General features: G+C 39.5%; 25 protein-coding genes and 4 pseudogenes. 16 read left to right on the top strand and 13 right to left on the bottom strand.

The genetic code is table 11. The annotated features are described in order from the left end of the window. From IQ276_RS38345 to IQ276_RS38330, 4 genes are all read right to left on the bottom strand, one after another. A complete protein-coding gene (locus IQ276_RS38345) occupies positions 1-288 on the bottom strand; it encodes a hypothetical protein (RefSeq protein ID WP_193919966.1) in 288 nt (95 codons plus the stop codon). A 3-nt stretch (positions 289-291) separates the two neighbouring features. Next, a complete protein-coding gene (locus IQ276_RS38340; protein ID WP_193919968.1) occupies positions 292-732 on the bottom strand; it encodes a hypothetical protein in 441 nt (146 codons plus the stop codon). A 127-nt stretch (positions 733-859) separates the two neighbouring features. After that, positions 860-1,201, bottom strand: coding sequence for a hypothetical protein (locus tag IQ276_RS38335; RefSeq protein WP_193912961.1), 342 nt, complete (start codon positions 1,199-1,201; stop codon positions 860-862). Positions 1,202-1,266: 65 nt separating this feature from the next. After that, a complete protein-coding gene (locus IQ276_RS38330) occupies positions 1,267-1,776 on the bottom strand; it encodes a hypothetical protein (protein ID WP_114080762.1) in 510 nt (169 codons plus the stop codon). Positions 1,777-1,913: 137 nt separating this feature from the next. Here IQ276_RS38330 and IQ276_RS38325 point away from each other — a divergent pair, with 137 nt between their 5' ends. Together IQ276_RS38325 and IQ276_RS38320 are read left to right on the top strand one after the other, a co-directional pair. Beyond that, positions 1,914-2,156 (top strand): hypothetical protein, encoded by a 243-nt coding sequence (locus tag IQ276_RS38325; protein ID WP_193919970.1) that lies wholly within the window; start codon positions 1,914-1,916, stop codon positions 2,154-2,156. Between the two features lie 55 nt (positions 2,157-2,211). Then, on the top strand, positions 2,212-2,676 hold the full coding sequence (locus IQ276_RS38320; protein ID WP_193919972.1) for a DNA-binding protein: 465 nt from the start codon (positions 2,212-2,214) through the stop codon (positions 2,674-2,676). A 27-nt stretch (positions 2,677-2,703) separates the two neighbouring features. Here the strand turns inward: IQ276_RS38320 and IQ276_RS38315 are convergent, their stop codons facing one another. After that, entirely contained in the window at positions 2,704-2,859 is a 156-nt protein-coding gene (locus IQ276_RS38315; RefSeq protein ID WP_373690639.1) for a hypothetical protein, read from the bottom strand. A gap of 96 nt (positions 2,860-2,955) precedes the next feature. On the opposite strand from IQ276_RS38315, the pseudogene IQ276_RS41205 reads away from it, so the two are divergent. From IQ276_RS41205 to IQ276_RS38280, 6 genes and pseudogenes are all read left to right on the top strand, one after another. Next, positions 2,956-4,058: pseudogene (locus tag IQ276_RS41205) on the top strand (ISAs1 family transposase). Between the two features lie 690 nt (positions 4,059-4,748). Further along, on the top strand, positions 4,749-4,898 hold the full coding sequence (locus IQ276_RS38300; RefSeq protein ID WP_193917196.1) for a hypothetical protein: 150 nt from the start codon (positions 4,749-4,751) through the stop codon (positions 4,896-4,898). Positions 4,899-5,277: 379 nt separating this feature from the next. Continuing rightward, the gene (locus tag IQ276_RS38295) at positions 5,278-6,282 is read left to right on the top strand and encodes an O-fucosyltransferase family protein (protein WP_193917194.1); all 1,005 of its coding nucleotides are present in this window, start codon (positions 5,278-5,280) and stop codon (positions 6,280-6,282) included. Positions 6,283-6,321: 39 nt separating this feature from the next. Then, on the top strand, positions 6,322-8,226 hold the full coding sequence (locus tag IQ276_RS38290) for an alginate lyase family protein (RefSeq protein WP_235116478.1): 1,905 nt from the start codon (positions 6,322-6,324) through the stop codon (positions 8,224-8,226). Between the two features lie 97 nt (positions 8,227-8,323). Beyond that, a complete protein-coding gene (locus IQ276_RS38285) occupies positions 8,324-9,052 on the top strand; it encodes a hypothetical protein (protein ID WP_193917190.1) in 729 nt (242 codons plus the stop codon). A 175-nt stretch (positions 9,053-9,227) separates the two neighbouring features. Beyond that, a complete protein-coding gene (locus IQ276_RS38280) occupies positions 9,228-10,148 on the top strand; it encodes a hypothetical protein (RefSeq protein ID WP_193917188.1) in 921 nt (306 codons plus the stop codon). A gap of 316 nt (positions 10,149-10,464) precedes the next feature. Here IQ276_RS38280 and IQ276_RS38275 read toward each other — a convergent pair whose 3' ends face one another. Together IQ276_RS38275 and fusA are read right to left on the bottom strand one after the other, a co-directional pair. Further along, positions 10,465-11,442 carry a LysM peptidoglycan-binding domain-containing protein gene (locus IQ276_RS38275; RefSeq protein ID WP_193917186.1) on the bottom strand — a complete coding sequence of 326 codons (978 nt, stop codon included), beginning with the start codon at positions 11,440-11,442 and terminating at the stop codon, positions 10,465-10,467. 824 nt (positions 11,443-12,266) lie between these two features. Continuing rightward, positions 12,267-14,270 (bottom strand): elongation factor G, encoded by a 2,004-nt coding sequence (gene fusA, locus IQ276_RS38270; protein ID WP_193917184.1) that lies wholly within the window; start codon positions 14,268-14,270, stop codon positions 12,267-12,269. Positions 14,271-14,587: 317 nt separating this feature from the next. On the opposite strand from fusA, the gene IQ276_RS38265 reads away from it, so the two are divergent. Next, entirely contained in the window at positions 14,588-15,004 is a 417-nt protein-coding gene (locus IQ276_RS38265; RefSeq protein WP_193917200.1) for a hypothetical protein, read from the top strand. A gap of 300 nt (positions 15,005-15,304) precedes the next feature. On the opposite strand, the pseudogene IQ276_RS41200 reads toward IQ276_RS38265, so the two are convergent. From IQ276_RS41200 to IQ276_RS38255, 3 genes and pseudogenes are all read right to left on the bottom strand, one after another. Further along, a pseudogene (locus IQ276_RS41200) lies at positions 15,305-15,397 on the bottom strand (PEP-CTERM sorting domain-containing protein); the annotation flags it as partial. A gap of 111 nt (positions 15,398-15,508) precedes the next feature. Beyond that, positions 15,509-15,970: pseudogene (locus tag IQ276_RS38260) on the bottom strand (DUF4082 domain-containing protein); the annotation flags it as partial. A gap of 283 nt (positions 15,971-16,253) precedes the next feature. Continuing rightward, entirely contained in the window at positions 16,254-16,775 is a 522-nt protein-coding gene (locus IQ276_RS38255; protein ID WP_193917178.1) for a hypothetical protein, read from the bottom strand. A 181-nt stretch (positions 16,776-16,956) separates the two neighbouring features. Between IQ276_RS38255 and IQ276_RS38250 the strand changes: the two genes are divergently transcribed. The 5 genes from IQ276_RS38250 to IQ276_RS38230 all read left to right on the top strand — a co-directional run bounded on the left by IQ276_RS38250 (position 16,957) and on the right by IQ276_RS38230 (position 23,156). Beyond that, positions 16,957-17,145 carry a hypothetical protein gene (locus tag IQ276_RS38250; protein WP_193917176.1) on the top strand — a complete coding sequence of 63 codons (189 nt, stop codon included), beginning with the start codon at positions 16,957-16,959 and terminating at the stop codon, positions 17,143-17,145. A gap of 656 nt (positions 17,146-17,801) precedes the next feature. Further along, complete coding sequence (locus tag IQ276_RS38245; protein WP_193925627.1) at positions 17,802-19,262, top strand: ISLre2 family transposase; 1,461 nt, start codon at positions 17,802-17,804, stop codon at positions 19,260-19,262. A 263-nt stretch (positions 19,263-19,525) separates the two neighbouring features. Further along, positions 19,526-20,947 (top strand): hybrid sensor histidine kinase/response regulator, encoded by a 1,422-nt coding sequence (locus IQ276_RS38240; RefSeq protein WP_193919595.1) that lies wholly within the window; start codon positions 19,526-19,528, stop codon positions 20,945-20,947. Positions 20,948-20,985: 38 nt separating this feature from the next. Continuing rightward, positions 20,986-21,930: a hypothetical protein gene (locus tag IQ276_RS38235; RefSeq protein ID WP_228043251.1), complete on the top strand. Its 945-nt coding sequence runs from the start codon at positions 20,986-20,988 to the stop codon at positions 21,928-21,930. A gap of 464 nt (positions 21,931-22,394) precedes the next feature. Next, entirely contained in the window at positions 22,395-23,156 is a 762-nt protein-coding gene (locus IQ276_RS38230) for a DUF6748 domain-containing protein (protein ID WP_228043250.1), read from the top strand. A 364-nt stretch (positions 23,157-23,520) separates the two neighbouring features. Here IQ276_RS38230 and IQ276_RS38225 read toward each other — a convergent pair whose 3' ends face one another. Beyond that, positions 23,521-23,844, bottom strand: a complete 324-nt coding sequence (locus IQ276_RS38225) for a hypothetical protein (protein ID WP_193919591.1) — start codon at positions 23,842-23,844, stop codon at positions 23,521-23,523. Positions 23,845-24,178: 334 nt separating this feature from the next. On the opposite strand from IQ276_RS38225, the gene IQ276_RS38220 reads away from it, so the two are divergent. Both IQ276_RS38220 and IQ276_RS38215 read left to right on the top strand, forming a co-directional pair. Next, the gene (locus IQ276_RS38220; protein WP_193919589.1) at positions 24,179-25,264 is read left to right on the top strand and encodes an aromatic ring-hydroxylating dioxygenase subunit alpha; all 1,086 of its coding nucleotides are present in this window, start codon (positions 24,179-24,181) and stop codon (positions 25,262-25,264) included. 188 nt (positions 25,265-25,452) lie between these two features. Next, a pseudogene (locus IQ276_RS38215) lies at positions 25,453-25,693 on the top strand (Uma2 family endonuclease); the annotation flags it as partial. Positions 25,694-25,718: 25 nt separating this feature from the next. Here the strand turns inward: IQ276_RS38215 and IQ276_RS38210 are convergent. Together IQ276_RS38210 and IQ276_RS38205 are read right to left on the bottom strand one after the other, a co-directional pair. Next, positions 25,719-26,075 (bottom strand): hypothetical protein, encoded by a 357-nt coding sequence (locus IQ276_RS38210; RefSeq protein WP_193919587.1) that lies wholly within the window; start codon positions 26,073-26,075, stop codon positions 25,719-25,721. Positions 26,076-26,301: 226 nt separating this feature from the next. Continuing rightward, the gene (locus IQ276_RS38205) at positions 26,302-26,535 is read right to left on the bottom strand and encodes a hypothetical protein (protein ID WP_190884337.1); all 234 of its coding nucleotides are present in this window, start codon (positions 26,533-26,535) and stop codon (positions 26,302-26,304) included. Positions 26,536-26,538 lie beyond the last annotated feature (3 nt).

Genomic DNA, 26,538 nt, shown 5'->3' with positions numbered 1-26,538 from the left:
TTATCTCACCCCCAACGCAACACCTGCTGCAACTAATGTCAAGAAAACAAACAGGAATATCACTCCAGGCATTAACCCAATGGTGAAAGTCTTGCGGTTGAAACCGAATCCTTTAACGACTAAGCCAGCAAAGTTGAACAAACCTACAGAAATACCGCAAATACAAATCATGCTGATGATCCACAGCACAAACTGACTGACTGGGCTAGCAACTGAGAGAAACCCCATCAACATTGACAGCCCGACTCCACAAACTGCATATCCAACAAAGGACAGTTTAATTTGCATAACCTAAAATCGGAATGAATCTCCCACTTCATCAAATGCTTTCTCGTATCCCCCCAACTGGCGTTGTTGTTCCTGAGAACCAAAGGCATGACGGATCACCGCCTCCCCATGTAATCCCCTGGTTCGCTGCAAATCTTCCTCAATCTTCATGGCTTCTTGGGAATATGCCAATTGGTTTTTATACATCTCTGCCAAGGATTGCAACTGCTTGAGCCTGTGCCGAGAAAATTTAGTGTGCAACCACTTCTGTGCTTTTAAATTGCCAGCCACTTCTGCTTCATCCAGAACCTGCTGTGCTGTAGTGTAAGCTGGCAATGTGTAGCGATCGCGGATTGATGAAGGTAAATTACCCTCAATTTGGGTAGCATCCCCAACTCTTAAATCCGTTGATACTACTCCATCACCTTTACCACCAAATAAACCAGGAAGCCATTTTCCTAACATTCCTTTCTCCCCTTTAACTACTAATTAAAGAATTCAGAAGTCAGGAGCCAGAAGCCAGAATAAAGAATTGTAGTACTGAATGAATAGACTATAAAGCATTAAATTTTCACTTTTCAAATCTACCTATTCAGTTCTCCTGAATTCTGACTCCTGACTCCTTTGTATAACTCTCCTGAACTTGTTGAACTTGTGAGCCGATATATCGGGTTATGCCATATATCCCCATGAACGAAAACATCAGAATGGTAAAAGCTGCGATCGCAGTTTGAGCCATCATTCCCCGTTGCATCAATTCCTCAATCTGTCTATTGGACTGCGATCGCACTCTCGACTCATCAATAATTTGCTGGACTACCAGGAATTCTTCTGTTGTCAGATTTTCTAGTGTTAAGCCGGACAGATTCAATTCCCCGTCTTTCTTCAGGTGAATATTTAATGCTTTGCGATGGGTTTGGTCTTGTTGCTCCATATATTGCCACGCCCAAAACGAGGGTTAATAGCAGCAGATTCAGTACTGCTGCTACCAAGATCAATTTATTCGGCTGCATTTGTTGGGCTAATGCCGAAAATACCCGCAACGAGTTCGTCACCGATTGCACGAAAGGAATCTACGTCAGCTTCCTCCTCCATCGCCTTAGAGACAAACTTACTCACCACGTCCTTGGGGGCATTGCGAATCGTTGATAACAACTGGTCAGCTTTATCAGTTGTGTAAGCATCAATCCCGACGTTGAGAACATCCTCCAAGGATTGAATTTCTTGATTTGAAACCTGGGATGCATGAGCGATCGCTCCTTGTAATGGAGGAGTGGATTTACGGCGGGGTGAGTTCTTACCTAACTTGCCATTGCCATTTTTGGACTTGCCATTAGCAGTGGTCAAAGCAGTTGATTTCTTGGCTTGTGCAACTTGAATTGCCACTTCCTGGGCTTCGGCATCATTCAAATTATCAACATCCATGCCAATAGCTGATGCGGCGGACAAAATATCGCCCTCATCGAACTCAATCCCTTGCAAAGTAAGTATTTGTTTGATTTTTTCCATATTATTTTGTTTCTTATATGGTACTACACCACTAATATAGTCTATATTGGCTACATATCACATAAGAACCCAAAAATATTTATTTGTAGGGTTCTTGTCCCATAACCAATCTCATTTGATAATCTGGGTGATTAAATATGGATGCAACAATGCCTAGAACAAAAGCACAGGGAATGACCAGGATTGAACTTTACGTGCCAACAGCACTCTTTGAAGAAGCGGAGGAACTGGCCGACTTTGAGGGGTGGAAATTATCAGAATTGCACCGTGTATTTTGGGAAAACGGTTTTGGCGTTTATGTTGAACGCAGTAACAAGAGAATGATTAACAAACGTCTTCGTGGAAAACTGGAGGACAATACTGAGCCTGTAGAAGATTAAGCTGGAGCAGCTGGAGCGCCCAGGAAAACCTGGGCATTAAATTATTAGAGGAGATATGGATCAAAATATGTACACCCTTGCTTGGGTAAAAACAGCTTGCGAACACGTTTTAGGTAAGAATATTTCTCAAAGAGCTTGGCGTAACTGTTTGCGAATATGTGGCGTTCAGCCTTACAAGCGAGAAGTCAAGCTCAAAGAATGCTGCTATTTACTAGGATTATTTTATCTCAAACGTCAAAACCCTTTCAAAAAGTATTCTTTGTCTGACGTTTCATTATTATTGATGAAAGAGAAAGAACGACTTTCCAAATTTGGCATTGATTTAGAAAACCCGGAATTTCCACTTTTAGGGCGAGAATTACCAGACTATATCTATGAAAAAACAGGCTACAAAGTGACTTTGCGAACCTTGTACCGTTGGGCATCTAAACGCCGTATGACTTTCTCTAAGTTACAGATTATCAACCAAAAAGAATTGAGTCGATGGCTAGAATTGGCAAATATAGCGAAGGCACAGTAGTTAGCTTTTTGAGATAGATGTTGACTTTCAATCTCTGGCATTTTTCTCTAGATACTGGCGTACTCCAGCACTCATTGCTAATAGGTTTGGTTGTATACTTTTCCCTAAAAAATCTTCGACTACATGAGCAATTGTACTTGTGAGAAAGAATGGTACTCCCTTGATTTGTTTCGCGTCAATCACTAGTTCACCACGGCTTTCAATCAGGGCTATTTCATTCTAAATGTAGACGCAATATGGTAGAATTCATCGCCAGCTCTACTTCAAGTATCTACTACCGTGTCTGAAATCGAAATTATCAAAGCTTTTGCAGGTCTAGAAGACCCCCGTCGCCGCGCCGGACAGCGACATACTCTACCATTATGTCTTGCGCTGTTCACATTGGCGATCGCCGCAGGCAATAAAGGATTTCTAGCAATTGGAGATTGGATTTCAAGCTACCGTGAGGAGTTGATAGACCTCTTGAAACCGACAAAGAATAGGCTTCCTTCTTACAGTACAGTCCGTCGTAATTTATTACACATAAATTACGAAGAGTATTCCGTATGCCTTGCGAATTTCTTTGACATCAAACCACTGCCTGGAGAAACTGTTGGTATGGATGGTAAAGTCCTCAAAGGCTCATATCAAGTAGAAAATGATAATCCACATTCTGATTCCCACCCAGCAATTATGTTGGTCAGTGCTTACCTTGTAGAGCGAGGATTGATTTTAGAACCGTTTGAAGTTGATGCCAAAACCAACGAAATAAAAGCATTACCTGAGTTGATTGAGAAACTGGCTCTCAGGGGAGTAGTTTTTGCCTTTGATGCTATTAATACACAAAAAAAACTTGTGAGTTGATTATCAACAGTGGCAATGATTATATTGCTGCCTTGAAAGGGAATCAACCTAGTTTATTCAAAGATATCAAAACTAATTTTACACCGGAATTTTCTTTTGAGCAGATAAATAAAGGTCATGGTCGAATCGAAAAGCGACATGTCAGTATTTGTCAAAATCTTGATGGTATTCGTCCTTGGCCTGGACTTACCACTTTGATTCAAGTCAAATCAGAACGTCAGGTTTTCACACACAATGTAATTGAAGTAACTACTGAGACTCGTTATTACATTTCATCTCTAACTGAAACGGCTCAACAAATAGCTGAACGAATCAGAGGATATTGGGGTGTTGAGAATAAAGTTCATTACGTTCGGGACGTTACCCAAGGTGAAGATGCATCCCGAATTCGCACTACACCCTTACCTCAGATTTTTGCGCTCACTCGCAATTTTTCACTCAATTTATACCGAAACAATATGTTTAAAAATATGGCACAAGCTCAACGTTTATGTTCTTTTGGACTAGACACACTCAAGCAGCTTTTTAGAATGAAATAGCCCTGGCTGATGCCCAAGATAAAAATATGAAGCTAGGTAGATAACAAGTTACTCAGATTTGGGTATTTGGTTAACTTACCGCATTGTCAGTGCCATCTCCCCCGAAAAAAAACGCTCTCATGTTATTAACAGCTTATATTGAAGTTAGTAGCTTGATAATAAAGGCTTACTAACCAGCTTTTAGATAATTAGTACTTAAATGTCTTAAATGTCTTAACTGTCCTTGCACACATATTTAATTACTGATATATTTTAACTTACTAAAATTATTGAAGAAGGCAGAAGGCAGAAGGCAGAGGGCAGAAGGCAGAAGGAACAATTGGACGGGGATTCAGACCCCGCCCAATTGTAAGCGCCGTGTAGACGGCGGGGTTTTAGACCCTTGTTCCCTTTGGTCACAGGCAGAGTGCAGGAGTCAGAATTTCCTTCTGACTTGAAAATGTTCCTTCGATGAGTATCTATATAGATCCGTCTCACATCACATTTTCATTCATGGTGATGAAATTTTTTCATTGGGACTGCCTTCTGCCTTCTGACTTGAAAATGTTCCTTCGATGAGTATCTATATAGATCCGTCTCACATCACATTTTCATTCATGGTGATGAAATTTTTTCATTGGGACTGCCCTCTGCCTTTCCTGATAACTTTTGCAAGCAAAATAGATTTTAAAAAAATCAAAGAGGTAATTTATGAGCAATATCAAAGAAGCAGTGACCGCTTCAGAATTTATGAAGAAGAACTTAGCTATTTCTGAAGCTCCTCTGGAAGCATATCTGAACTACGGTTACGCACTACTTGCTATTGCTGGATTTGGGAGAGTTTTCAAAAGCCGAATTTAACTGCTTACTAAATCATCAGCGTCTTGTCAGCGCTCCTAAATAAGTAATAAAGAAATACAAAATACTTGAATATAATCTGATTTAGAAAACTTGTTGACAAAGTACAGTTGACGTTTCTAATTGGTCAAAATCAAATTAAAGAAGGTATATTTCAAAATAAAACAGTTTTGGAGGTAAGTTAATAAGACGCTATCTATCAGAATAAAGCAGTCCAATTATGCTTGCAATGTGCTGTGCTAAATCGCATTTAAGAGTTAGGTAAGTCAGATAATTAAAGAATGGAGGATTAATTAACATACCATATATATCGACAAAAGAGTACTTTTTGCGTTTACAATAACAAACTTATGATAATTTTGAACTATTTAATTGAGAAGAAATGATTGCCACTGAAGAAAAATATTTAACATACAAGAGTGCTAGTGGATTTAATAATCAAAGACAGTCATTAGAAAATGCAATTCTTATGGCAAAAGAACTTCAACGTACATTAATACTTCCACGAGTAGTTTTGAATAATAATTCTAATATTAATGAACAAAAGCAAGATTCTTTTGCTCATTGGAGTGTTTTTTTAGATATCAAAGATCTTCAACAAATTGTAAAAATTATTGATATGGATAGTCCTATTGTCCAAGATGTGCCAAAAAAATATATTACTAGTATCGGAGGTGCTGAAAAACATTTATGGATAGATAAATTACCTTCTCCGGGTTCTGTGGAAGATATTTATTTTCAAAAACATTGTAAAATTTGGTCACAAACTACTACTATTCGAGGATTTTTAAAAGAATTTGAAAATGACCTTACACCAATTCTATTTTTTGAAAATCTACAAGGGAATGATTTATTTACTTATCTATCCTCAGAAAAATATATTTTTTATAAATCACTGATTAACAAGTATATCCATTTTCAAAAAGATATAATTACTAAGGCAGAAAATATAATTAGAAAACTAGGTGATTATAATAGTCTTCATTTAAGAAGAGGAGATTTCTTTTATCTACTAGAGCCAGATGTTGTAGTAGAGTGTTTAGAAAATATTTTCTTGAATAAGCAAAATTTATTTTTAGCTACTGATGAAAAACAAAAAGAAATCTTACAACCATTGTATCAAAAATTTAATATCATTTCCTTAAATAATTTTCTAGATGAGATAGGAGAAATCACAAACAATGAAATAATTGGCTGCATTGAACAGTATATTTGTATACATAGTAAAATTTTCATTGGAACTCATAGATCAACATTTACTAATGTTATTAAACAAGCAAGATTTACAATGCCAAATCTTCTAAATAGACAAGTTTATCTCCTAAGTCAAGAAAATAATGTTACTAAATTAAAAGAAAACAAATTTAATAATTACCTGCGTTTTTAATACTAAAGTTAGCAAATTTAAGTTGGAGTGTTTTTTTAAATGGATAAAGACAATACTTTTGTTTTATATCGGATATTAGGAAATGATCTATCACCACGTCATAAAAAAGGTCAAACATTAGAGAATACTGAGTTTATTCTTAAATATGAACCGTTTTTAATAAAGTGTAATAAGCGATGGGTAGTCAATCGTATAGTAGATTCAGAATATGAAAAAGCAATTTTAAAACTTTTAAATAAATATAATCAAAAATATATTCATATTCCATTTATTCAAGAAGAGTACACTAGAATTGATTTTGATTTTCAAGGTTTTTTTGAATTTAAATTTCATGATAAGCAGTATATAAAAACCTTAAATTTTGACCAAAGAAAACTAGAAAATTATCTTTATCGGTACAAAATTCTTTATGTAATGAACAATAACAAGGCGCGAAATATTGCTCTATGTGAAGGTCGTACTTTAGCTAAATGGGTTCTTCCTTGGGATGGAAACTGTTTCCTTACTAAAAATGCTTGGGCAAAGATAGTTGATGATGTAGAGTCCTTTGAAAATAATAAATACTTTATTGTTCCAATGAGCAGAGTTTTGAACAATGAGCTTTTACTTGACCTTAATTTTAATCAAAATCCTACTGAAGAACCACAGATTATTTTTCGTCGAGATGCTAAGGAAGAATTTGATGAAAATAGGTGGTATAGTAATCGTCCTAAAGCAGAGTTACTGAGTCGTTTGTCAGTTCCTGGTGTATGGAATCAATGGGGCCTTCAACCTTGGGAAAAAGAAAAAAAACAACTATTATCCAAATCAGAACAATTTCACTTTACTGGCTGGGTAGCACGTCTATTTTCAGGGGTATCAGAATGTGAACAAGATGTAAGCAAGAGAGTAGAAATACGTTTTTACGCTATTAAAGAGTTTCTTAATGATCTAGATGAACAGATTGTAAGTCAAACTTTGTCTAAAAACAATTTGTTAATTTATAATGAAGTAAACCTTTTGAAGACAAGACAAGCATGGCAAAGCGGAGATAGTGAAGTTTTTGAACTTATTAGTCATCTATTATTAGTTGTAAAAAACATAAATGATGAGCAAAAGTGTTTTCAATTAATGGTTGATTATACTATTCAACTAGCCATTGCTTGGTATTTTACAGGAGATGAACAATATGCTATCCGTGCTACTAAGTTAGTTAGGATATGGTTAATTGAATTAGCTATATACATAAATCCTCATTTAGGATCTGCCAAGTGTAAAAAACAATCAGAAACAACTTACTATCAAATTTTAAAAAATACAAATTTTTATGTATTGTTAGATGCTATTGTTATTCTCTCTCCCTCTGGGTATTGGACAACTTCTGACGATGAATCTTTGAAATTTTTATGCCTAAATTTTCTCAACTGGCTTCAAGATAATAATCAAAATACCAACCAAAATAAGCAAAGTATACACATAAATACTCATTCTTTGTTAGTAGCATCATTAGCTGCATTTATCCATGATATTCGTACTTTGATACACGTTGTACAACACAGCAAATTACTACTTATGCAGCAGTTTGAGCAAAATGCTACTCAGTCCTTACAAAAGAATCGTAGTGATGTATTTAGTTGCTATGTTTTAAATTTACAAGTATGGGTAAATCTTGCTCAAATTAGCCAGCATATTGGTATTGATTTATGGAAATTTCAATATCAGGATCAGCAAATTTTTGCTAAACTTTTTCAGTGGCTGCTACCTTATTATCAAAAACCCTGGACTTATAACCAAAGTTCAAACTTTGATATTCAACGTCTTTTACCTCTATATTATGTGGCTTGTCATCAATATCCAGAACTTCAATTTGAAATTGACACTTCTACTATTATTTCAAAATACCAAGTTCAGCCAACTTTTTCTCATGAATTTAAAATTATTCCATATTGGTTATTTAGTTTATAGATTCCAGTCACTAAGTTTAATTTTCCTCTAAAAGACAGAAATGTTTCTTGATATTTATAGGGAAAGTGATGCTTTCCTTATCTGCTAAAACGAAACTGTGAAACAAAACAAGGAATTTATGGAATTGTATCTTCTCAATTACGCTGACGACAGATTTGGCCGTAAAAGTGGATTATATAGACAGAATCAGTTAAATTTAAATTTAACCGCCAGAGAGCAAGGTATTACAAATATTGTTTCTTGGAGTGAAGAAGATTTATTGAAAACAAACTTTTATGTACAAAATAGGATATATTTAGATAAATCAATTTTGGAAAATGGCTATGTTTTTAAACCTTATATTATCCTAGATATTCTCAATAAAATTCAAGATGGTGATATAGTATTTTACTATGATTGTGGACCTTGGGGTGTAAAACGATCTCTTCAAATATTAGTAGATTTATGTATTAGTAATAAAGGTACATTTTTTCATCAAATTAAGTTTGAAAATTCGCATTGGACGAAAAGAGATACTTTTGTATATATGGATTGCGATCAGCCACAGTATTATAAAGCAAAACAAGTTCAAGCTACATGGATGTTACTAGAGAAAAATAATTTTACTCTCAAATTTGTATCAGAGTGGCTGAGATATAATTTAGATGAAAGAATTGCATCTCGTCATCTCGAAAATACTTGTGGTTTGCCAGACTTACCGGGATTTCAACAGCATAGATGTGACCAATCTATCCTGACTAATTTAGTTGTGAAATATGGGATAGACACCTTTAACTATGGTTGTAAAGATGTTAATAGGTTTATTGATTTACTAACAAATAATTAATAAATATTTTTGATGTTAATATTGGTGAATCTTAATAAGACTATACAGAAAATATAAATTTTTAGTTATAAGATTGGAAACAGTCAATATGCTAAAAAATTATGTAAGTGTAAAGTGAATTTTCTCCTCATATGAGGGATTATTTGTCAGATATAATAAGTAAAAATCTAAGATTATGAAATTTCTTGCTTACTGGAACGGAAACATCCCTGCTATAAGTGAATTATTTTTTTCTTCTTTTCTCGCTACACAAACTGGAAATCTAGAATTATATTTAGAAAATTGTAATAATTTAAAAGATATCAGTTTTCTTTTCAAAAACTCAAGAGTAGAAATTAAAGAAATTAAATTAGAATATTTGTCTAAAGGTACTATTTTTGAAAAGTTTTTTCCTAGCCGAGAACAGAATTATTTCGATACTTTAATCATTCAAGCATACAATAAATATTTTACTTTAAAAAGTCAAATGTATAAAAAAGTTTTTCTAGATAGACTGCCAAGACATCCATCTCGCTTAAGGCATCCTGTAATGGGTCTAACAGCAACAAGTAAATCAATTATTGAAATACCATTCTATGGCTCTGTTAAAGAGCAGTATAAACTTAGTTATTGGGGTGATATTTTTAGATTATTAATGTGTGTAAAGGAAAAGGATAGCTTTGTATACACTGATTTAGATGTTTGTTTTTTAAAAGATTTTACTAGTCTTTATGAGCAGGGCGATTTTGTTTATGAGTGGGAACATCAAAAGTTTGCTAACAGTGCTATATTATTCTCATCAGATAAAGGAATTTTAAAAAAGAATATATCAGCCCTTGTAGAAAAATATGATACAGTCGTACCTTGGTTTATTTTTTCAAAAACAGAACCTCTTATTAAGGAACTAAAAATTTTACCATGTGAAATTTTTGATCCTCTTTGGAAACAAAAAAATTGTATAGGCTTTGATAGTTTTTTTAAGGATGATTTAGTAATGGATATGCTAAATAATTCGTATGCATATCATTGGCATAATCATTGGAAGACCAAGCCAAAAAAGGGATCTTGTTATGATATTCTGGTAAATAAATTTAAATTCGCTTTACAGCATTCTTGATTTATTCACTTTTCTGTTTGATTGTTCAGCACTATTGATCATGCTGAGGAACGATGTTTGTAATTTGTTATGTGTCAAGCTCAGTGAAGGTCTTTAAAACAGAGAGTGTGCCAGACAGAAAATACTCAGTACTCAGTACTTACTACTACTCTGTTAGAGAGTTTATTAGTTCCTATCTCACAAGATGGCTAACAGATTTCCTGACCCACTTCCAAATCATTTGCTTTTTCTTTGGGAAATCAATGCTATTATGTTTAAGGTTTTCTGCCAGTGATCGCTTAACAAATTAATTTGCGATTTTACTCAAAAAGTATTTTTATTTGCCAGTTATGTAAGAGTTAAATAGAGTATTTCCATTAGTAATTGAGAAGTTGGCAAATCTTACAGTCTCTTCATTAGGACGAAGATTTTTCTTGTCATTCAGACTGCGATATATTCCCCATTTAGGCCGGACGTAATCACCATCTTGCCAGAGATTGAGGTTCGGTTCTTTGACTGACAGTAATAAAGTACCATCAAGTTTCTTGATTGTGAGAATTAAATAACCTTGATAGTCGAATTTAGCTTGACAGTAAACATTTAGCCATTCGCCTTTGATATCTGACCAGTTGTAATCTGCTAAAACTTTTTCCTTTAAGGGAGTAATGAAGCGCACTTGAATTTTATCAATGCCTTTAACTTTTGCACCTGAGATAGTCACGAGAGGAGTATCCGTATTGCTTCCTACTGACTTAAGTTGAAAAAAGTGGGTAAAAGATTTTGAGACGGTCATATCATTGTTGATTTGGAATCTCCAATCATAAGCAAATGTTGCTCCTTTGTAACCTTTAAGCTTGTCATCAGAACGATTGAAGACTTTGATCTCACAACGCTGTCGATTTGGACTGTGGGTAACTGGATCGCAATCTTGATCGCGATGTATGTGAAATACAAAATGATTACCTATACTGTTATCCGTATCCTGGGTAATGTGTGGGGCATGTGTGGAATCGCAATTATCTGGAGCTTCTATTGCACCTTTCCCAAAGACGCTCTGTATTACTGTGTATGCATCTCGTCCTTTAAAATCTTCAGCATTAAGACATACAGTGTAAATCTTCTCTTCTTTTGTTCTTTGAGGCAAGCAAATTTCTTGCCCTACCTCCAAATTATTTGTCTCATATTCTGCGAAGGAAGTGCCATTAGGTTTGAGAATTTGGTGCCACTGTTTGATGTCACCTAACTCTCGTTTAGCAATATCAAAAAGTGTATCTCCAAACTTAATAATGTATGAAATACCGATTTTACAAGACATAAATTCATCTGGATTTGTTAAAAGTTGTAAACTGGATAAGTAAAACAATTTTTGAAACGAATGGCACCCTCATTAAGATATTAATGCCATTTGAGTGTGGGAACAAGATAATCCCACTTCGTTGTTAGTTGAAAATTCAGTTTCGGGTGGAGAAATAAAAGCAAATCATGAAGGTCAAAGTTCCGCTGCACCCGTGCCAAATCCTGAAAAGTGGTCGCATGAGGCGATTGTAGCTTTTGTCAAATGTGCGACCTGTAAGAAGGGAAAAACTAAATCGAGCGGCAAATTCGGGGGAGAATCCGGGGTTGGACTTCTTGCAAGAGTGCTGGAATGATGACCCGGCTTTGCAAATTGTGATCAAGAAGCTGCTGGCGAAGTTTCCGCAGTGGGGGGTTGCGATTGTGGATGGGGTGCTGATTGAGTGGGAAGAGTAGTGTGAGCGGTAGTTTGAGAACTTTATAAAACCTGAGTTCGACGTAATAAAAAGTCTAAAAACTAGACAGAGTAAGCGATTAAGCAACACGCGCTCGATCCAATATTGTGGCGGACACTTATATCGCCAAATGAACTAAATAGTATTGATTCCCTAAATGGTAGAGATGATTTAAACCCAAGCAAAGGCGATCACTAATTTCAACTCTAGCAATCCTAAATCATTTGCGAAAAATTAGATTCCCGACAACTTTTATGAAGTCGGGGATCTGGACACCACGAATTTTCACAAATAGACATCTCTAGAAATTAAATATGGGTTCCCCAGAACCCTTGTAGAGACATAGCATTGCTACGTCAAAACAATTATTTTTCGGAGATGTCTAATAGGTTCAGGACTGGCGATAGCAGGCAAACTCCATTGAAAAAGTAGCCATACCAGAAGTAAGCGATCGCAATTCTGTAGAATACCCAAACATTCGCGCTAGCGGTACTTCGGCTCGAATCACCGTATATCCCTGCATTGTCTCAGAACCCAACAACAAACCTCGACGGGAGGATAAGTCACCTTGAACCCTTCCCATGAACTCGTTAGGTGTTTCCACCTCTACAAGCATTATGGGTTCGAGGATGTAGGGTTTTGCTTTGGCGATCGCACCTTCAATAGCCTGATGGGACGCTGACCGGAAAGCCAATTCTGAAGAGTCAATTGGGTGATAAGAACCACCATCCAAAACAACTTTCACGCCAGTTACGGGATAGCCTTCCAGTTCTCCTGATTCCATCGCCTCACGGAAACCTTTCTCACACGCCGGGATATATTCTTTAGGAATCGCACCCCCAACCACCCGATTCTCAAAGATAAACGATTCATCTGTGGGTTCAATCCACCCAGTAATATGGGCGTACTGACCGGGACCGCCTGACTGTTTCTTAAATCGGTAGTCAAAGGTAGCTTGTTGTCTAATGGTTTCCCGGTACGCCACAGCAGGAGTACCAACGTAGACCTCAGCATTATATTCGCGTTGGATGCGTTCGAGGTAGATTTCCAAGTGGAGTTCACCCATCCCAGAAATCAGAGTTGATCCTGATTCGGGGTCGATGCTCAAGCGGAAGGTAGGGTCTTCCCTTTGAAAACGATTGAGTGCTTTGGAAAGGCGATCGCTGTCTTCCTGCTTTTTGGGCGTAATCGCTAGCGTAATCACTGGTTCTGGCACAAACATCTTCTCTAGAGATACCAGTGGTTCCCCAGAACATAATGTATCACCAGAAGCACAATCCACACCCAACAGAGCCACAATATCCCCAGCAACGGCAACTTTTAATTCTTCTCGCTTATTGGCGTGCATCCGCACCAAGCGACCGATTTGCACTCGCTGTTCAGTCCGCGAGTTGTAGACTGTATCGCCGGGTTTGAGCGTCCCAGAGTAAATCCGGGTATAGGTCAACTGCCCAAAGGATTCAACAGTGAGTTTAAATGCCAACGCCACCAAGGAAGCATCGAGGTTAGGGTAGACACTAATCGACTCTGCGGTTTTGACCACTTCTCTATCTATCGGAGATGGTAGATAAAGCGTAACTGCATCTAATAAGTTTTGCACTCCTTTATTTTTGAATGCCGAACCCAGCAGTACAGGCGTGAATTCTAGGCTCAAGGTTGCCTGTCGGATGGTTTCCCAAATTAATTCTTTAGGAATTTCCTCACCCGCCAGTAGCATCTCGGTCATCGGTTCTGAAAACAGCGACAAAGCATCTAGCAATCTTTCGCGTGCCTGTTGTGCTTCATCCCTAAGTGATTCGGGAATTGGCTTAAAAAGCCAGTTTTCCCCGTTTTCACCTTCAAAGTAGTCAGCAGTCATTTCTATTAGGTCGATCACTCCCTGGAATTGGTCTTCACTGCCGATCGGGTACTGGAGCAATATTGCATTTAGTTGTAAGCGATCGCGTATTCCCTGTACTACACGAAATGGATCTGCTCCCGTCCGATCCATCTTGTTGATGAACGCCAAACGCGGCACTCGGTAGCGCTTCATTTGCCGATCCACCGTAATGGACTGGGACTGCACACCCGCCACAGCACACAGCACCATCACTGCCCCATCCAATACCCGCAAGGCGCGTTCCACTTCTATTGTGAAATCTACGTGTCCAGGTGTATCAATCAGGTTGATTTGGGTATCGTGCCACTGGCAGGTGGTAGCAGCAGAAGTGATGGTTATACCATGTAGTTTTTCTTCTGGCATAAAGTCCATCGTTGCACCCTTACCGCCTCCCCGCACTTCCTCAATAGCGTGGATTCTGCCCGTGTAGAAGAGAATTCGTTCTGACAACGTAGTTTTACCAGAATCGATGTGGGCAGAGATACCAATATTTCGGATGCGTGTTCGGGGAATCATAAAATTTCCTTTTGTTCAAGCGATAAATAGTCACCAACTGAGTGGTGATATATTTTGTATTATATATGTAGTACAAAAGAATGGATAGACTGATTTATGTATTTTTTCTTTTTTTCGTATGGAACCGACCTGCTAAGAGCAAGCGAGGAGGGAACATGGAAAGGTAAAGACGGTTAGTAAGCTAAGTAGACTAGCCCAGGAACCGCCCAAGGAAAATGCCCAAGAATGCTTACGACTCATGGGTATGGCGTTGAAGAATCTTGCCAGCGCTATGAACAACACCCAAGCGCTTGAAGCTGGTACCATAATCTTGGGGAGTGAACCAACACCATCTGCGATGGTCGAAGACCCGCCGTAGGCGATCGCCTATCGAGCCGAACAATTACAAAAAATCTTCAACTTCAGTGATCGCAGATCAGAAAATAGAACCGAGTTGCCCCTCTACTGAGTTGATGACTGAAAATTCAGTTTCGGGTGTAGAAGTCAAAGCGGATCATGAGGGTGAAAGTTCCTCTGCGCCCGTGCCAAATCCTGAGAAATGGTCACATGAGGCGATAGTTGCAAGGGCAAATGTACGACCGGAGCGGATGCAGAAACTCAAGGTTGCGGCGAATTCGGGGCAGAATCCGGGGTTTGACTTCTTGCTCTCGTGCTGGAGTGACGACCCGGCGAAAGCAGATAGTGATCAAGAAACTGCTGGCGAAGTTTCCACAGTGGGGAATTGCAGTTGTTGATGGGGTGCTGGTGAAGTGGAATAAGTAGCGATGGCGCACCCACCATGAGCCGATGGCGATCGCAATATAAGACCATGTAGTTTCGACCTTTATTTATGCACTATCACAGATTCTACTTGTCTGTTTTGAACCCTACCGTGGCAACCCCACTCCTTACTCTTTGAACTAAATTGTCTCAATTTGGTAGTAAGCCCCGACTCTATCGAACTACTTACACCCAAGAGCGCGAAGCGCCTCCCCCAGCGCACGCGCAAGGGAGAGGCAAAGAAGCACATAAAGTCCTATTTAATGTCCGTTCGTTTATTCTGCAACTAATTGCTTACGTTTACGAAGAGACGTGATACCGAAAGCACCTAAGCCTAAGATACCAATCAGGGAGGCGGGTTCGGGAACAGCTTGGGTAACTACGTCAAATTTGAAATTGGGGCCAATCCTACCGTTACCTGCCGTCAGGGTTGAAGGAAAACTAAAGCCTTGGGATGAACCATTTCTGGCGCTACCGGTGAGAGTAATTTCTGGAGCCGTATTTACAAATCCGGGAACAGTATAAATATCACTAAATGGACTAGTTATTGCTGCACCAATAACGTATGACATTCCAGCAAGAAGATTGACTGAGGTAATATCCTGGTAACGAAAGCTTCCAGTTAGTGGACTGGTGGTTTGGACAGTTGTTGAAGCTAATAAATTCCCGTCCGATGTCCACAAACCAACTAAGTGGGATTGTGATAGAGGATTCGCAAGAGTTTGATCGTAAAAACCTAATGCAGTAACCGAGAGGTTTTCATTAGCAGTGAATGACCAACCAATTGTTTGATTTGTACCATTAAAAGCTGGGAAGTTAGATCCACCAGCGAAACTCTGTATCGCTTCAGATGCGTATACAGATGGTACAGAAACTAAAGCTGTTGTCAGGATGAAAGGAGAAGCTATTGATAACTTTTTTAGTACATTTACGATTGTCACGATCTTATTTCTCCGATAAACTTTAACATTCGAGACTCTCCACAGCAATGTAACCTTTTTATACTAGAAATGCCAATAATTTCCAGCAAATTCACGCAAAATATAAATAAGGGCTAGTTTATTTATTTATTGTGGGTACAAGCCCCCGCAACAATGTTTGATTTGGCGGTCAACAAGAAAGTGGTGAGTTTAAGCTCCAATTGCCTTTAATTTTGAATTAATAATTTTGAATTTTGAATTGCTGCTTGACGGTGCTTATCTACTCTTGTGCAGAAGGTGTAAATCAAGATTCCCTTGCATTGATACTGCCAAGCGACCAATTATTTTCTGAAAAAGGGGACGCATAATCTGCGACTCGCTCCCATCCCCACTTATAAGCAGTATCAACTAAAATTTCTTTACCATTTCGGAACTTAATAAATTCCTGCCCGTGGTCGTCAAATATGTCTGAAACCAGTTGATTACGCTCGTCGTAACCCCACTTATCCACTGCTGCCCTCCACCAGCGCTTTCCAGAAGAAAGCAACTGTTCAAGTTCCAGATACTCCGGCTTCCAGTATTTGGTGCGCCATTCATTTGCCAGTGCCTCAATTAATATCGCAGTCGGGTAGATCGGCTTTAGGTTTTCTTCGAGCCAGAGTATATAAACGATTGCGCTCCTGAAAGCATCTTCTAAGCCATAGCTTGCTGCTTCTAGAGTGTCTTGGAGTTGCTCGTCATTAAAATTTACACCGAGCGATTGCAGGGCTGGGGCATACAAATCAAATAATTCTTGTTCTACTGAATCGGCAGACCAGAACCACATAAGAAAAAGAAAACTCCTGCTGGGTGGCTAAATAAAATTTAGCATTTAGCGTGGGGAGTGTTGATGTGAGGATGAGTAGCGATCGCTAATCAACCGCATGGGCTTGTAGAACAGGGTTATTCTGCTTCCTTGCCAGAAGAAAACCAAGTCTCTGGTGTTGAAGTGAAAGCAGATCATGAGGGTGAAAGTTCCTCTGCGCCTGTCACCAGCGCTGAAAAATGGTCACATGAGGCGATTGATTGTAGCACAGTCAAATCTGCGACTGCCTACAGGCTTAACAAGTGCTTTTTCCTCTAGTTTAGAGATTTCTTTCCGTAAAAGTGCCCCGATACCACGAAGTGGTTGCCAAGGGCATCGCACTTTGATCTAAAATCATCTATCACTTGCCGGAGAGGTGATAATAAGACTTCTTGCATAAGTCGGGAAAAGGGCAAGGGGGAAGGGGAAAAAGTTTTGTATTGTCCCCTTCCCCTTTAACCTTTACCCTTTTCCCCCTCTTGCAAAAAGCACTTTTGCAAGAGGTCTATAGTACAACTAATCCTGTACCACTACACACAGATAGATAGTACTTGTTTTCAACCTGTGGCACTATTGAAGCTGACAGTTACAGTAGAAAAGACGATCTTGATGAACACCAGACAGATTGCGCTTGTCGTAGGTTCGACAGGCATTGTGGGCAAGAACCTTTCCGACCACCTTGTAAGGACGAGTGATTGGACGGTGTACGGGCTAGCCCGCAACCCATCGACAGAGCAAGGAATCCTTCCCATTTCGGCAAATCTGCTCGACCGTGACAAACTGAAGTCGGCGCGGGAGCAATGCGATTTTGTGAGATGACCCCACCTGGAGAGCGATCGCTAATAAACTCTTACGTATATATTTAGTATTTTATACAAAAGTTGCAGCAATATTGCTTAGAAGATACAACCTGCTACCAAAAACAAAGTTTCTGTACATTGTTGCTACTAGAAAAAAAGGTAAAATTTCCTTTCAGGAATAGTTTTGAAATAGGAAGTATCTACCTTTATGAAAAAAAATATATCTGCAAATTTAAATTTTGCCGATTCATTATCAGATTTTCAAAAGGATGTGACTAACCTTTTAGATTTGAAAAATATCGAGGAGTGGTCTGGAAAAATAGTTAAAGAAAGAGAAGAAAAAATTAGACAGGCTGCCTTAGTTTTAGCGGGTCAATGTATCGCCATATTATTGCATAAGCTTTCTCAATCAGAGTCGGCTCATCAAACAGCAATTAATCAAACCAAAGGATGGTGGCATACCGACACACAAAGACACGGTTATACGAAGAGGGAAATATTAACAGTAGGTAATGTTGTAGTAAATCTTAAATTACCATACGTTGTTCAAAAAAGAGAAAAGAAAGCGAAGAATAAATCTACTAATGTTGGATTCTGCCCCTTGCTAAAATGGTTAGGAATGTCAGAAGGCTTGACCCCATTAGTTTGGTCAGATATTACAAAATATGGTGCCATAGCTAGTTCTTTTGAAGCCGCACATACAATCCTGGGTGATTGGGGAATTAATATTAGTCTTAAACGAATTGAACGATTGACATATAAATTTGGTCAAATCAGCATTGATTTACGTCAAACTAAAATATCTAACTTGCAACAAGGTAAATTACCTGGTGGGAATATACTTAAAGACCAGAGAGTTGTGATTGCTGTAGATGGTGGCAGGAGTAGAATTAGGATTAATAAAAAAGGTAGAAAAAATCTCAAAACAAACAAGCACGGCTTTACAGGGGAATGGGTTGAGCCAAAATTATTAACAATTTATGTGGTTGATGAACAGGGTAAAAAAGTTAAAAATGGCGAAATAAACATTGTAAATGATGGCACTTATGAAGACTATAAAGGCTTTTTGCCAATTTTAGAAATGCATCTGATTAGTTTGGGAATTAGTCAAGCAAAACAAGTTTTATTAGTTGCTGACGGTGCTGAATGGATTTGGAAGCATATTCCCCCTCTTTTAAAGAAATTGAAATCTCCCGATGCGACTTATCAATTATTTGATTTTTACCATGTTACTGAACGGCTACAGAAATTTGCTGATGTAGCGTTTAGTGATGATAAGGAGCGGAATAATTGGTTTAAAAAAGCACGGAGAACTTTAAAAAAAAGTAATGCCATGACCATAATTAGGCAGATGGATGAATTTATATCTGAAGCTACGGGAGAGCGTTGTAAAACTATGGTCACACAGAGAAATTACCTTTTACGTGCCTATCGTGAAAGGCGTTTAAATTACGCTAAGATACTAGACCAAAAACTACCAATAGGTAGTGGAGCAATTGAGAGTTTAATTCGTCAAGTTGTCAACTTAAGAATCAAGGGTAACAGTAAATTTTGGTTGAAAGAAAATGCAGAAATTATCTTACATCTGCGTTGTCAATGGATGGCTGGAAGTTGGGATAATTTTTGTGGTTCTATCTTTAATTCTTTTATCAAACCCCAAGCTGCTTGATAAATTTTATACTTTAATCTTGCCTTTAATTTACTTTTTGACATAATTCATACTAAGTATGAAAGGCTGATTGCAGATATTTTTATAAAAAATCGTCAAATGACTTGCTATTAATCTTTTTGAGATATTTCATCAAGATGAATTTTTGTGCAAACCAGTATTTTATTTGCAAATAAAATCACCTTGTACCTAAATATAATTTTTAGCGATGGCTACGCCCGCCGCAGGCATCGCTTGTTTTTGACCAGACCTCACAAAATCGCATTGCTCCCCTATTGGAGTTGGAGGCGCAAACGATTGTTCAAGAGGGAAATTCCTTTGTGGAATTAATTCATCCAGAGGATGTAGCGTCGTTTAAATCTTCACTCACTTATGCTGTGGAGAATTTTTTACCCTGGCGGTGGGAAGGACGGATTATTACGCCATCAGGTAAACTCAAATGGATTACTGGCAGTTCCCGTGCTGTGCCGACGACAGAAGGCAACGCATGGGATGGGATACTGATAGATATTACTAATCATAAACTCGCAGAAGCAGAGTTACGCCAATCACGAGAAGAAGCCCAAGCCGCAAACCGAGTTAAAGATGAGTTTTTAGCGGTGCTTTCACATGAGTTACGCTCACCTCTGAATCCGATATTAGGCTGGTCTAGTCTTCTTCTAAAACGCAAGCTCTCTGAAGCCAAGATAGAAGAAGGACTGGCAACTATTCACCGCAATGCTCAATTGCAAGCAGAACTGATAGAAGATTTGTTGGATGTTTCACGCATTCTGCGAGGCAAACTTAACCTGAATTGCAGTCCGGTAGACCTCGCAGCTACGATTATGGGGGCAATGGAAACGGTACAGCTGGCGGCCCAAGCTAAGTCAATCACGCTGCAAACAGCACTTGAACCAAATATTGGTCAGGTTATAGGTGATGCAACTCGTTTACAACAGGTGATTTGGAATCTGCTCTCCAACGCCGTCAAATTTACCCCTCCGGGCGGACAGGTGAACATCCATTTAGAGCAGATGGGCAATGTGGCTCAAATTACTATTAGCGATACAGGCAAAGGTATTGCTCCTGACTTTCTAGCTCATATTTTTGACTACTTCCGCCAAGAAGATGGCTCCATCACTAGAAAGTTCGGTGGGCTAGGATTAGGTTTGGCGATCGCACGCCAATTAGTAGAACTGCATGGTGGCACAATCGAGGCGCAAAGTCCAGGTGTTGAGCAAGGAGCCACCTTTATAATCCGATTACCATTCATGTCTCCCCAGGTGGCAAAAACTCAGTCCAGTAGATTGTGTGATTTATCTGTTGATTTGAGTGGGATCAAAATTTTAGTAGTGGATGATGAGCCTGATACTAGGGAATTGATTGCGTTTGTGCTAGAGCAGCATGGAACCAGTGTCACTGCTGCTTGTTCAGCACAAGAGGCATTAACCATACTTAACCAGTCTAAATTTGATGTTTTACTGAGTGATATTGGGATGCCTAATATTGATGGTTATATGTTGATACAGCAACTCAGAAATTTATGGCCACAATATAGGCAGATCAAAGCCATTGCTTTAACTGCTTATGCTGGTGAAATCAATCAGCAACAGGCACTAAAAGCTGGCTTTGACCGACATATTACCAAACCAATCGAGCCAATAGCGTTAGTTAAAGCAATCTCTGACTTAGTTCGTTCTAGTTAACTTCAGCTTGGACGGCTGACCCTTATGGTTCTCGATGGATGCCGCTAACAAGTGCTTTGGGTTACAGTACTTTTATCTCTGCGAAGAAAATTCTCTCCGACAGTGGGCTATTCATTTTCAAGCCTGACAAGTCAATTCAGGATGGCCGGGAAACAGCTAGCTGGATGGTGAAAAATTTGCATCGCAGTCGAATGAAGGAATTTTGGGAGAAAGCTAATTCTGCATCACCAAAACCAGATGCTGAAAAACGAGAATCAAATGTTGGGGATTCAGAGATAGATGCTGGCTCTGAAGAAATGGGTGCTTTAAATCAAGCATCTATTTTAGGTCAAATTCATTCAGAGCAGGGATTCTGTGAAACCTCACGAACTACTCAAGAACAGCTAACGAACTCTTCAAAAGAGTTCGTTAGCTGTATCTCTGACACGCTTACAGAAAATTCGCAAGTGGAGGAGACGGCGATCGCTCCCTTGGGGGTCGCGTCGCCTCAGTCTGTTCAAAGCGTGTCAGAGAAGGAAGAAGAGTTACCTGCGGTAACGGACTGTACGACGCTAACGCTTGTGGATGCTGCACCAAGTCAACCTGCTCCGTTGTTGGCTGAAAACCAGGATTGTGGCGTTGAGCCGAGAGACTGTCATGAAGGTACTTGTTCCGCAGCATCCGTCGCCCAAAACGAAAAATCTTTAAATTCTGCGATCGCTAATCAAACTCAGGGGCAGGTAGAACAAAGTAATTCCGCTTCTTTGTTGGCTGAAAATTCAGTTTTGGGTGTAGAAGTGAAAGGCACTCATGAGGGTGAAAGTTCCGCCGCGTCTGTCCCCAGTGCTGAAAAATGGTCACATGAGGCGATTGTTGCACGGTCAAATGTACGACCGGAGCGGATGCAGAAACTCAAGGTTGCGGGTAATTCGGGCGAGAATCCGGGTTTTGACTTCTTGCAGGAGTGCTGGAATGATGATCCGGCGAAAGCAGATTGTGATTAAGAAGTTACTGGCGAAGTTTCCGCAGTGGGGGATTGCTTATGTGGATGGGGTGTTGGTGGGATAAACGGGAATTATTACGGTTGTGGTGAATTTTTACTGGGGTGATCCCACCCTCGAAATCGGAGTCTGCAAACTCAATGATCTGCTTGAGTCGGCTTTTGCTGTTCTTGTGCGATCGCCTCCGGCGGGCGCGCCATCGCAGGTTTGGCTAAATGCAGAGATTGGGCGTACAGTCAGGTGATTCTGGGACAAAGTTTGGCTAAAACAATGAGTTCTTAAAATTCCTTTAAGGTTTCCTGTAAGGTTTTTTAACCTATTGTCAGTAGTGTAAAAGTTATGGTATTCCAATCTACCTTGTCAACTACGAGCTTGTGTATAGGTAATTTTGGCAGTTTTTGCCAGAAATGCTGTCAACCCTGCTCTTAACAAAGGTATTTAACCCTCAAATAAAATCGAAAACTACCATGAACAAACAATCATTGAACTACAAAGCCTCAATTATTCCTTTATTAGGTGCAATAATAGTCACCAACGGATTTTTCTCCAAAGTATCGGCGCAAAATATTTCTGCTCCAGAGACTACTGATTCTGTTGCAGCCACTGTCAAAAATCAAGAGTTTCCCCAATGGGGATATTATACGATACGGAGAGATTTTCGCAAATGTGCTTCTCCAGTATGCGGTGGGTATTTTATAAAACAAGTCAACTTGAAAGCTACTCCTTGCTTAGATGGTGTTTTTCGCTCCGAATGCTATGTGTCTGCAATTGATTGGAGTTCGCTGAAAGTCTCGCCTTACGAACTAATAAAAATTCAAAATGATGATGGTAGCCGTGTGGTTCTCAGAGGTAACATCGTTCCAGCAACCTTTTCTGGATTCGGTGAGTTTGGGAATTTGAGAGTAAAAGAAGCCTTCTATGCGGCGACAACTGCCCCAGCAAAAGGTACTTTTGTGGCATTAAAAGACAATGGCATTCGTTGCATCACAACTCCTTGCTTCTCTACAGATAATCTGGTTCTAAATAAACCTAAGACTGCTCAAGTTTCGTCAATTGATTTGAGTCAAACTGGTGCAACACAAAAACAACTTGACGCAGCAACAAACGAAATTTTTGATCAAGGTTTGATTGCTGTAGGTAAAACTGAGGTAGTAGAAAACATAGATCCAACCAAGAGAGATACCAAGTTTGTGGCTACACAATTTTATTTGAGAGTGGAACCGAACTAACGAAATAAGGTTATCTTTGCCACTGGCTCATTCTAAAACTGTGCGATAAGCGAAGCTTAAGCCTTCGGCTATCGCCTATCTCAAAGAAGCGTTACGCACTTGGAAGGGAGTCAAGTCAACGGAAGCCGTGTTTGTGGCAGCTTGCAAGGAAGAGAGGAAGCCGGAGGCACAACAGGCCAAGTCTACTGTGATGGCGCTGTTTAGCCCACCGTAGATGTTCGCTCCCTTTGAGTGGGCGAGGTGGCAAAGGATTGTGATTGCGCTGTCTGGGAAAACTGTGTATACGCCTCAAGCTAATGCAGTGGAATTACTCTCGATAATGCGGCTGTATCCGATGTGGGCGAGACTGCTGCTTTTTCAGCGATTACAAAGCATCCGTGCGATGTATGGATTCAATCAACTCCTCAACTTCTTCTTCGTCCAGACATTGTTTTACTTGGGTGCTGAACCACTCAAATTCTTCCGGTTCTGTGTCCGTGACTCGGTAGACGAGTAATGTTCCGGCAACACGGGTAAGAGTAAGAGGTGATGGAGAAACGTGGCTCAGTAGATCGCACGCATTCTGGTATATTTCCATGACTGATAATTCGGACAAAGGAGATCCTAACTGAGCAGAAAGCTGTTTTAGATTCTCCTGAATAGATGAATGGAAGCCTGGATCTTCGGGATGGGAAAGAGGGTTACTCATAATTGTCGTTCAAATGCCATTGGATTGGGACTCAAAGCAATGCGTAGGCGTAGCTAATCGTAGACATAGCTCTCGATACTAATGCATGACAAGAGCGTATGGAAAAACGGAAGCTGGCAGGAATACTTGGAGAAAACCTGCAAAAGAGTTTCTTAAACTTCTAAGATTAAAGTGTAAACATCTTTTTGCCAAAGTCACTTGTGATAGTTAAATCTCGATACTAGTAAGCAGATTTTTACAAAGCTTTTATCTCAATCAGCGCCCATGACCCAACTTTAAAGGTAGAGCGTATTAGACTTTTCGCCCCTTTCTTAAGGCAAAGGAGGAGAGGTAAATGGGATTAAAAAACTTCTGGTATGTAGCCGAGTCAAGTTCCGCCATCACCAACAAACCCAAGCACATCAGTATGTTGGGTGAGGAATTTGTTTTATACCGCAACTCTAAAAATCAGGTTGTTGCTCTAAGTAATTTGTGCGTCCATCGTGGCGGTTTTCTGGCTGATGGCCAGGTAGAAGGCGACTGTATTCGCTGTCCCTATCATGGTTGGAAATATGCAGCAGACGGTGCAGCTGTGGAAATTCCTGCTAACAAACCCCAAACCCCAATTCCTAAGTTAGCCCACATCGATGCCTACCCTGTTGAAGAAAAATATGGTTGGGTTTGGTTGTTCTTGGGCGATCTCCCGGAAGCAGAGCGTCCGCCGTTACCCCTACTTCCAGAGTTCGGCGATTCTACCTGGCGGGCGATCTCTGGCACATTCAAATGGAACGCTCCCTACACCCGCGTAGTTGAAAACGGTCTCGACATCTCCCACCTGCCATTTGTTCATGGTTTTGAGCCACAGATCCTTGAATCGTCTGAGGTTAATTTATCAAGTTGGAGCGGCAGCTTATTTGTCAATCTCAAACCCTCCCCGTCCAAAGGACTCTGGAAATATTTCACTCGTCACAAAGGTGGTGCATCGGTTGAGGCAAAAGCAACCTTTTATATGCCTAATGTTACCCGACAGGATATTCACCTCCCTGGAAAGTCCAAGTTGATTCTTTTTGGAGTACACGTTCCCATTGACGATCGCACTACTATTACCTGGTGGATGCAGCTGCGTAACTTCCTCACCTATTTCTGGGCTGACAGTGATGCACAAAGACGGAATTTAAGGGCATTTTTGCAAGATCAACGCGTGGTTGAAGCTCAACGACCAGAACTACTTCCCTACAATTTGGCTATGCGTTCTGACGCTTTGCAAATTGCCTATCGCCAGCTGCATCAGAAATACCTGGACATGGGTTGGGGGGTGAAACAGCATCGGATCAAGTCGGGTGATTCTGGTATTGAGACAGTAGTTATTCCTTCACCTATCCGTCGACAAATACCAGAGCTAGCTAAAGCCTGGGAGAGAAAAGAAGGAGGATTGAATTAACAGAGTACAATGGTGTTATTGCATGAATAAAGAGAAAGGTTTTGGCTAGCTACAAAGCGTCTGTGACAATCTCAAAATTATGCTTAAGAGAATCTTGAAGGATGTTATTCAATTTTTGGGTTTAATATGTTTATGGATGTAAAAGAACGAAATTGGAATTACTTTACTAAGCATTTGCTCAATTGGCATCTACCGAAGCTTATGACCGAGGGGACAAGTTCAGAAAATATCGCTCTCTTGCCAGCTTTTGTGAATATGTGCTTGTCAGCCAAACTGAACCCTACATTGAGCAATATCACAACGCGGGATCGCAACAGTAATGATCGCTGGCTATGGCAAGTTCACTCTCACCTTGAGCGGACGATTATGCTGCACAGTTTAAACGTAGAAATTCCCTTGACTGAAATCTATCGTCGCATTAATTTTTAAGGCTGCTTAACTCTCTTGGATCTGATTAATGAGACTCGTTACCAAAAGAAGCACTTCCAAGGAAGCTAGAAAAAGCAACTAACATCCAACCGAAACAAATATGTTTTTGGGTTCGCCAATCGTATCTGTCTTCTACTTTAGGGATTGTTTTAGCTTCAACAATTTCTAATCCCGAATAGCCTAATGCACTGATGCCAAACAACATAGCGCTGACGATAGACAATTTAGCGATGACTTTGAAAATGTAATTGCTTAAAGTAGGTAGTACCTGAAAGGATTGTCTGTGACGGTGGTGGATAGTGAGTTTACTTGGAGCTACAACCAAAACACGTCTTGGTTTTTGTTGAGTGAGTTGGCAGACAACTTGTTTATTATCAGTCATGGGTCGAACCAAAGCCTTTGGTTGTAGCTAGATTAGTTTCAGTAATTATATTGTAAACTTTCGTCAGGTATATGTGGTCATATTTACATAAAATTTCCACATTCAGAAAAAATATTTTAATGGTTAAGGGGGTCACACGCAAAAACCCAGAGGACAAACAAGCGATTAAGCTGAAAGTAAGTTAGAAATATCTCCCAGTGCATACTGCACTAAGGGATATACTTAATTAATCCGCATCGCTATGGTAAATTGGCTCCACATAATCCAGTACAGATTCATCGGCAATAATCTCTGTCCTTGTGCTAAGTGACGTAATTTGAGTGTCCATTTCTGGGATATCAATTCCTAACCGTTCGCATATTTCTCTTATTTTTAGGTATTGAGGATGTATTTGCTCATCAATATAAGAATGATGTCCATACCCCTCTGATTCCCAAGAACTAACAATTATTTTCCCCATATT

Source organism: Desmonostoc muscorum LEGE 12446 (assembly GCF_015207005.2).
Lineage (GTDB): Bacteria > Cyanobacteriota > Cyanobacteriia > Cyanobacteriales > Nostocaceae > Nostoc > Nostoc muscorum.
This window is presented reverse-complemented; position numbering and strand designations above follow the sequence as displayed.

What these genes read in the sequence shown, in the direction of transcription:
- IQ276_RS38345 (WP_193919966.1), bottom strand. Translation starts at nt 288, where the DNA reads ATGCAAATTAAACTGTCCTTTGTTGGATATGCAGTTTGTGGAGTCGGG.
- IQ276_RS38340 (WP_193919968.1), bottom strand. Translation starts at nt 732, where the DNA reads ATGTTAGGAAAATGGCTTCCTGGTTTATTTGGTGGTAAAGGTGATGGA.
- IQ276_RS38335 (WP_193912961.1), bottom strand. Translation starts at nt 1,201, where the DNA reads ATGGAGCAACAAGACCAAACCCATCGCAAAGCATTAAATATTCACCTG.
- IQ276_RS38330 (WP_114080762.1), bottom strand. Translation starts at nt 1,776, where the DNA reads ATGGAAAAAATCAAACAAATACTTACTTTGCAAGGGATTGAGTTCGAT.
- IQ276_RS38325 (WP_193919970.1), top strand. Translation starts at nt 1,914, where the DNA reads ATGGATGCAACAATGCCTAGAACAAAAGCACAGGGAATGACCAGGATT.
- IQ276_RS38320 (WP_193919972.1), top strand. Translation starts at nt 2,212, where the DNA reads ATGGATCAAAATATGTACACCCTTGCTTGGGTAAAAACAGCTTGCGAA.
- IQ276_RS38300 (WP_193917196.1), top strand. Translation starts at nt 4,749, where the DNA reads ATGAGCAATATCAAAGAAGCAGTGACCGCTTCAGAATTTATGAAGAAG.
- IQ276_RS38295 (WP_193917194.1), top strand. Translation starts at nt 5,278, where the DNA reads ATGATTGCCACTGAAGAAAAATATTTAACATACAAGAGTGCTAGTGGA.
- IQ276_RS38290 (WP_235116478.1), top strand. Translation starts at nt 6,322, where the DNA reads ATGGATAAAGACAATACTTTTGTTTTATATCGGATATTAGGAAATGAT.
- IQ276_RS38280 (WP_193917188.1), top strand. Translation starts at nt 9,228, where the DNA reads ATGAAATTTCTTGCTTACTGGAACGGAAACATCCCTGCTATAAGTGAA.
- IQ276_RS38275 (WP_193917186.1), bottom strand. Translation starts at nt 11,442, where the DNA reads ATGTCTTGTAAAATCGGTATTTCATACATTATTAAGTTTGGAGATACA.
- fusA (WP_193917184.1), bottom strand. Translation starts at nt 14,270, where the DNA reads ATGATTCCCCGAACACGCATCCGAAATATTGGTATCTCTGCCCACATC.
- IQ276_RS38255 (WP_193917178.1), bottom strand. Translation starts at nt 16,775, where the DNA reads ATGTGGTTCTGGTCTGCCGATTCAGTAGAACAAGAATTATTTGATTTG.
- IQ276_RS38245 (WP_193925627.1), top strand. Translation starts at nt 17,802, where the DNA reads ATGAAAAAAAATATATCTGCAAATTTAAATTTTGCCGATTCATTATCA.
- IQ276_RS38235 (WP_228043251.1), top strand. Translation starts at nt 20,986, where the DNA reads ATGCCGCTAACAAGTGCTTTGGGTTACAGTACTTTTATCTCTGCGAAG.
- IQ276_RS38230 (WP_228043250.1), top strand. Translation starts at nt 22,395, where the DNA reads ATGAACAAACAATCATTGAACTACAAAGCCTCAATTATTCCTTTATTA.
- IQ276_RS38225 (WP_193919591.1), bottom strand. Translation starts at nt 23,844, where the DNA reads ATGAGTAACCCTCTTTCCCATCCCGAAGATCCAGGCTTCCATTCATCT.
- IQ276_RS38220 (WP_193919589.1), top strand. Translation starts at nt 24,179, where the DNA reads ATGGGATTAAAAAACTTCTGGTATGTAGCCGAGTCAAGTTCCGCCATC.
- IQ276_RS38210 (WP_193919587.1), bottom strand. Translation starts at nt 26,075, where the DNA reads ATGACTGATAATAAACAAGTTGTCTGCCAACTCACTCAACAAAAACCA.
- IQ276_RS38205 (WP_190884337.1), bottom strand. Translation starts at nt 26,535, where the DNA reads ATGGGGAAAATAATTGTTAGTTCTTGGGAATCAGAGGGGTATGGACAT.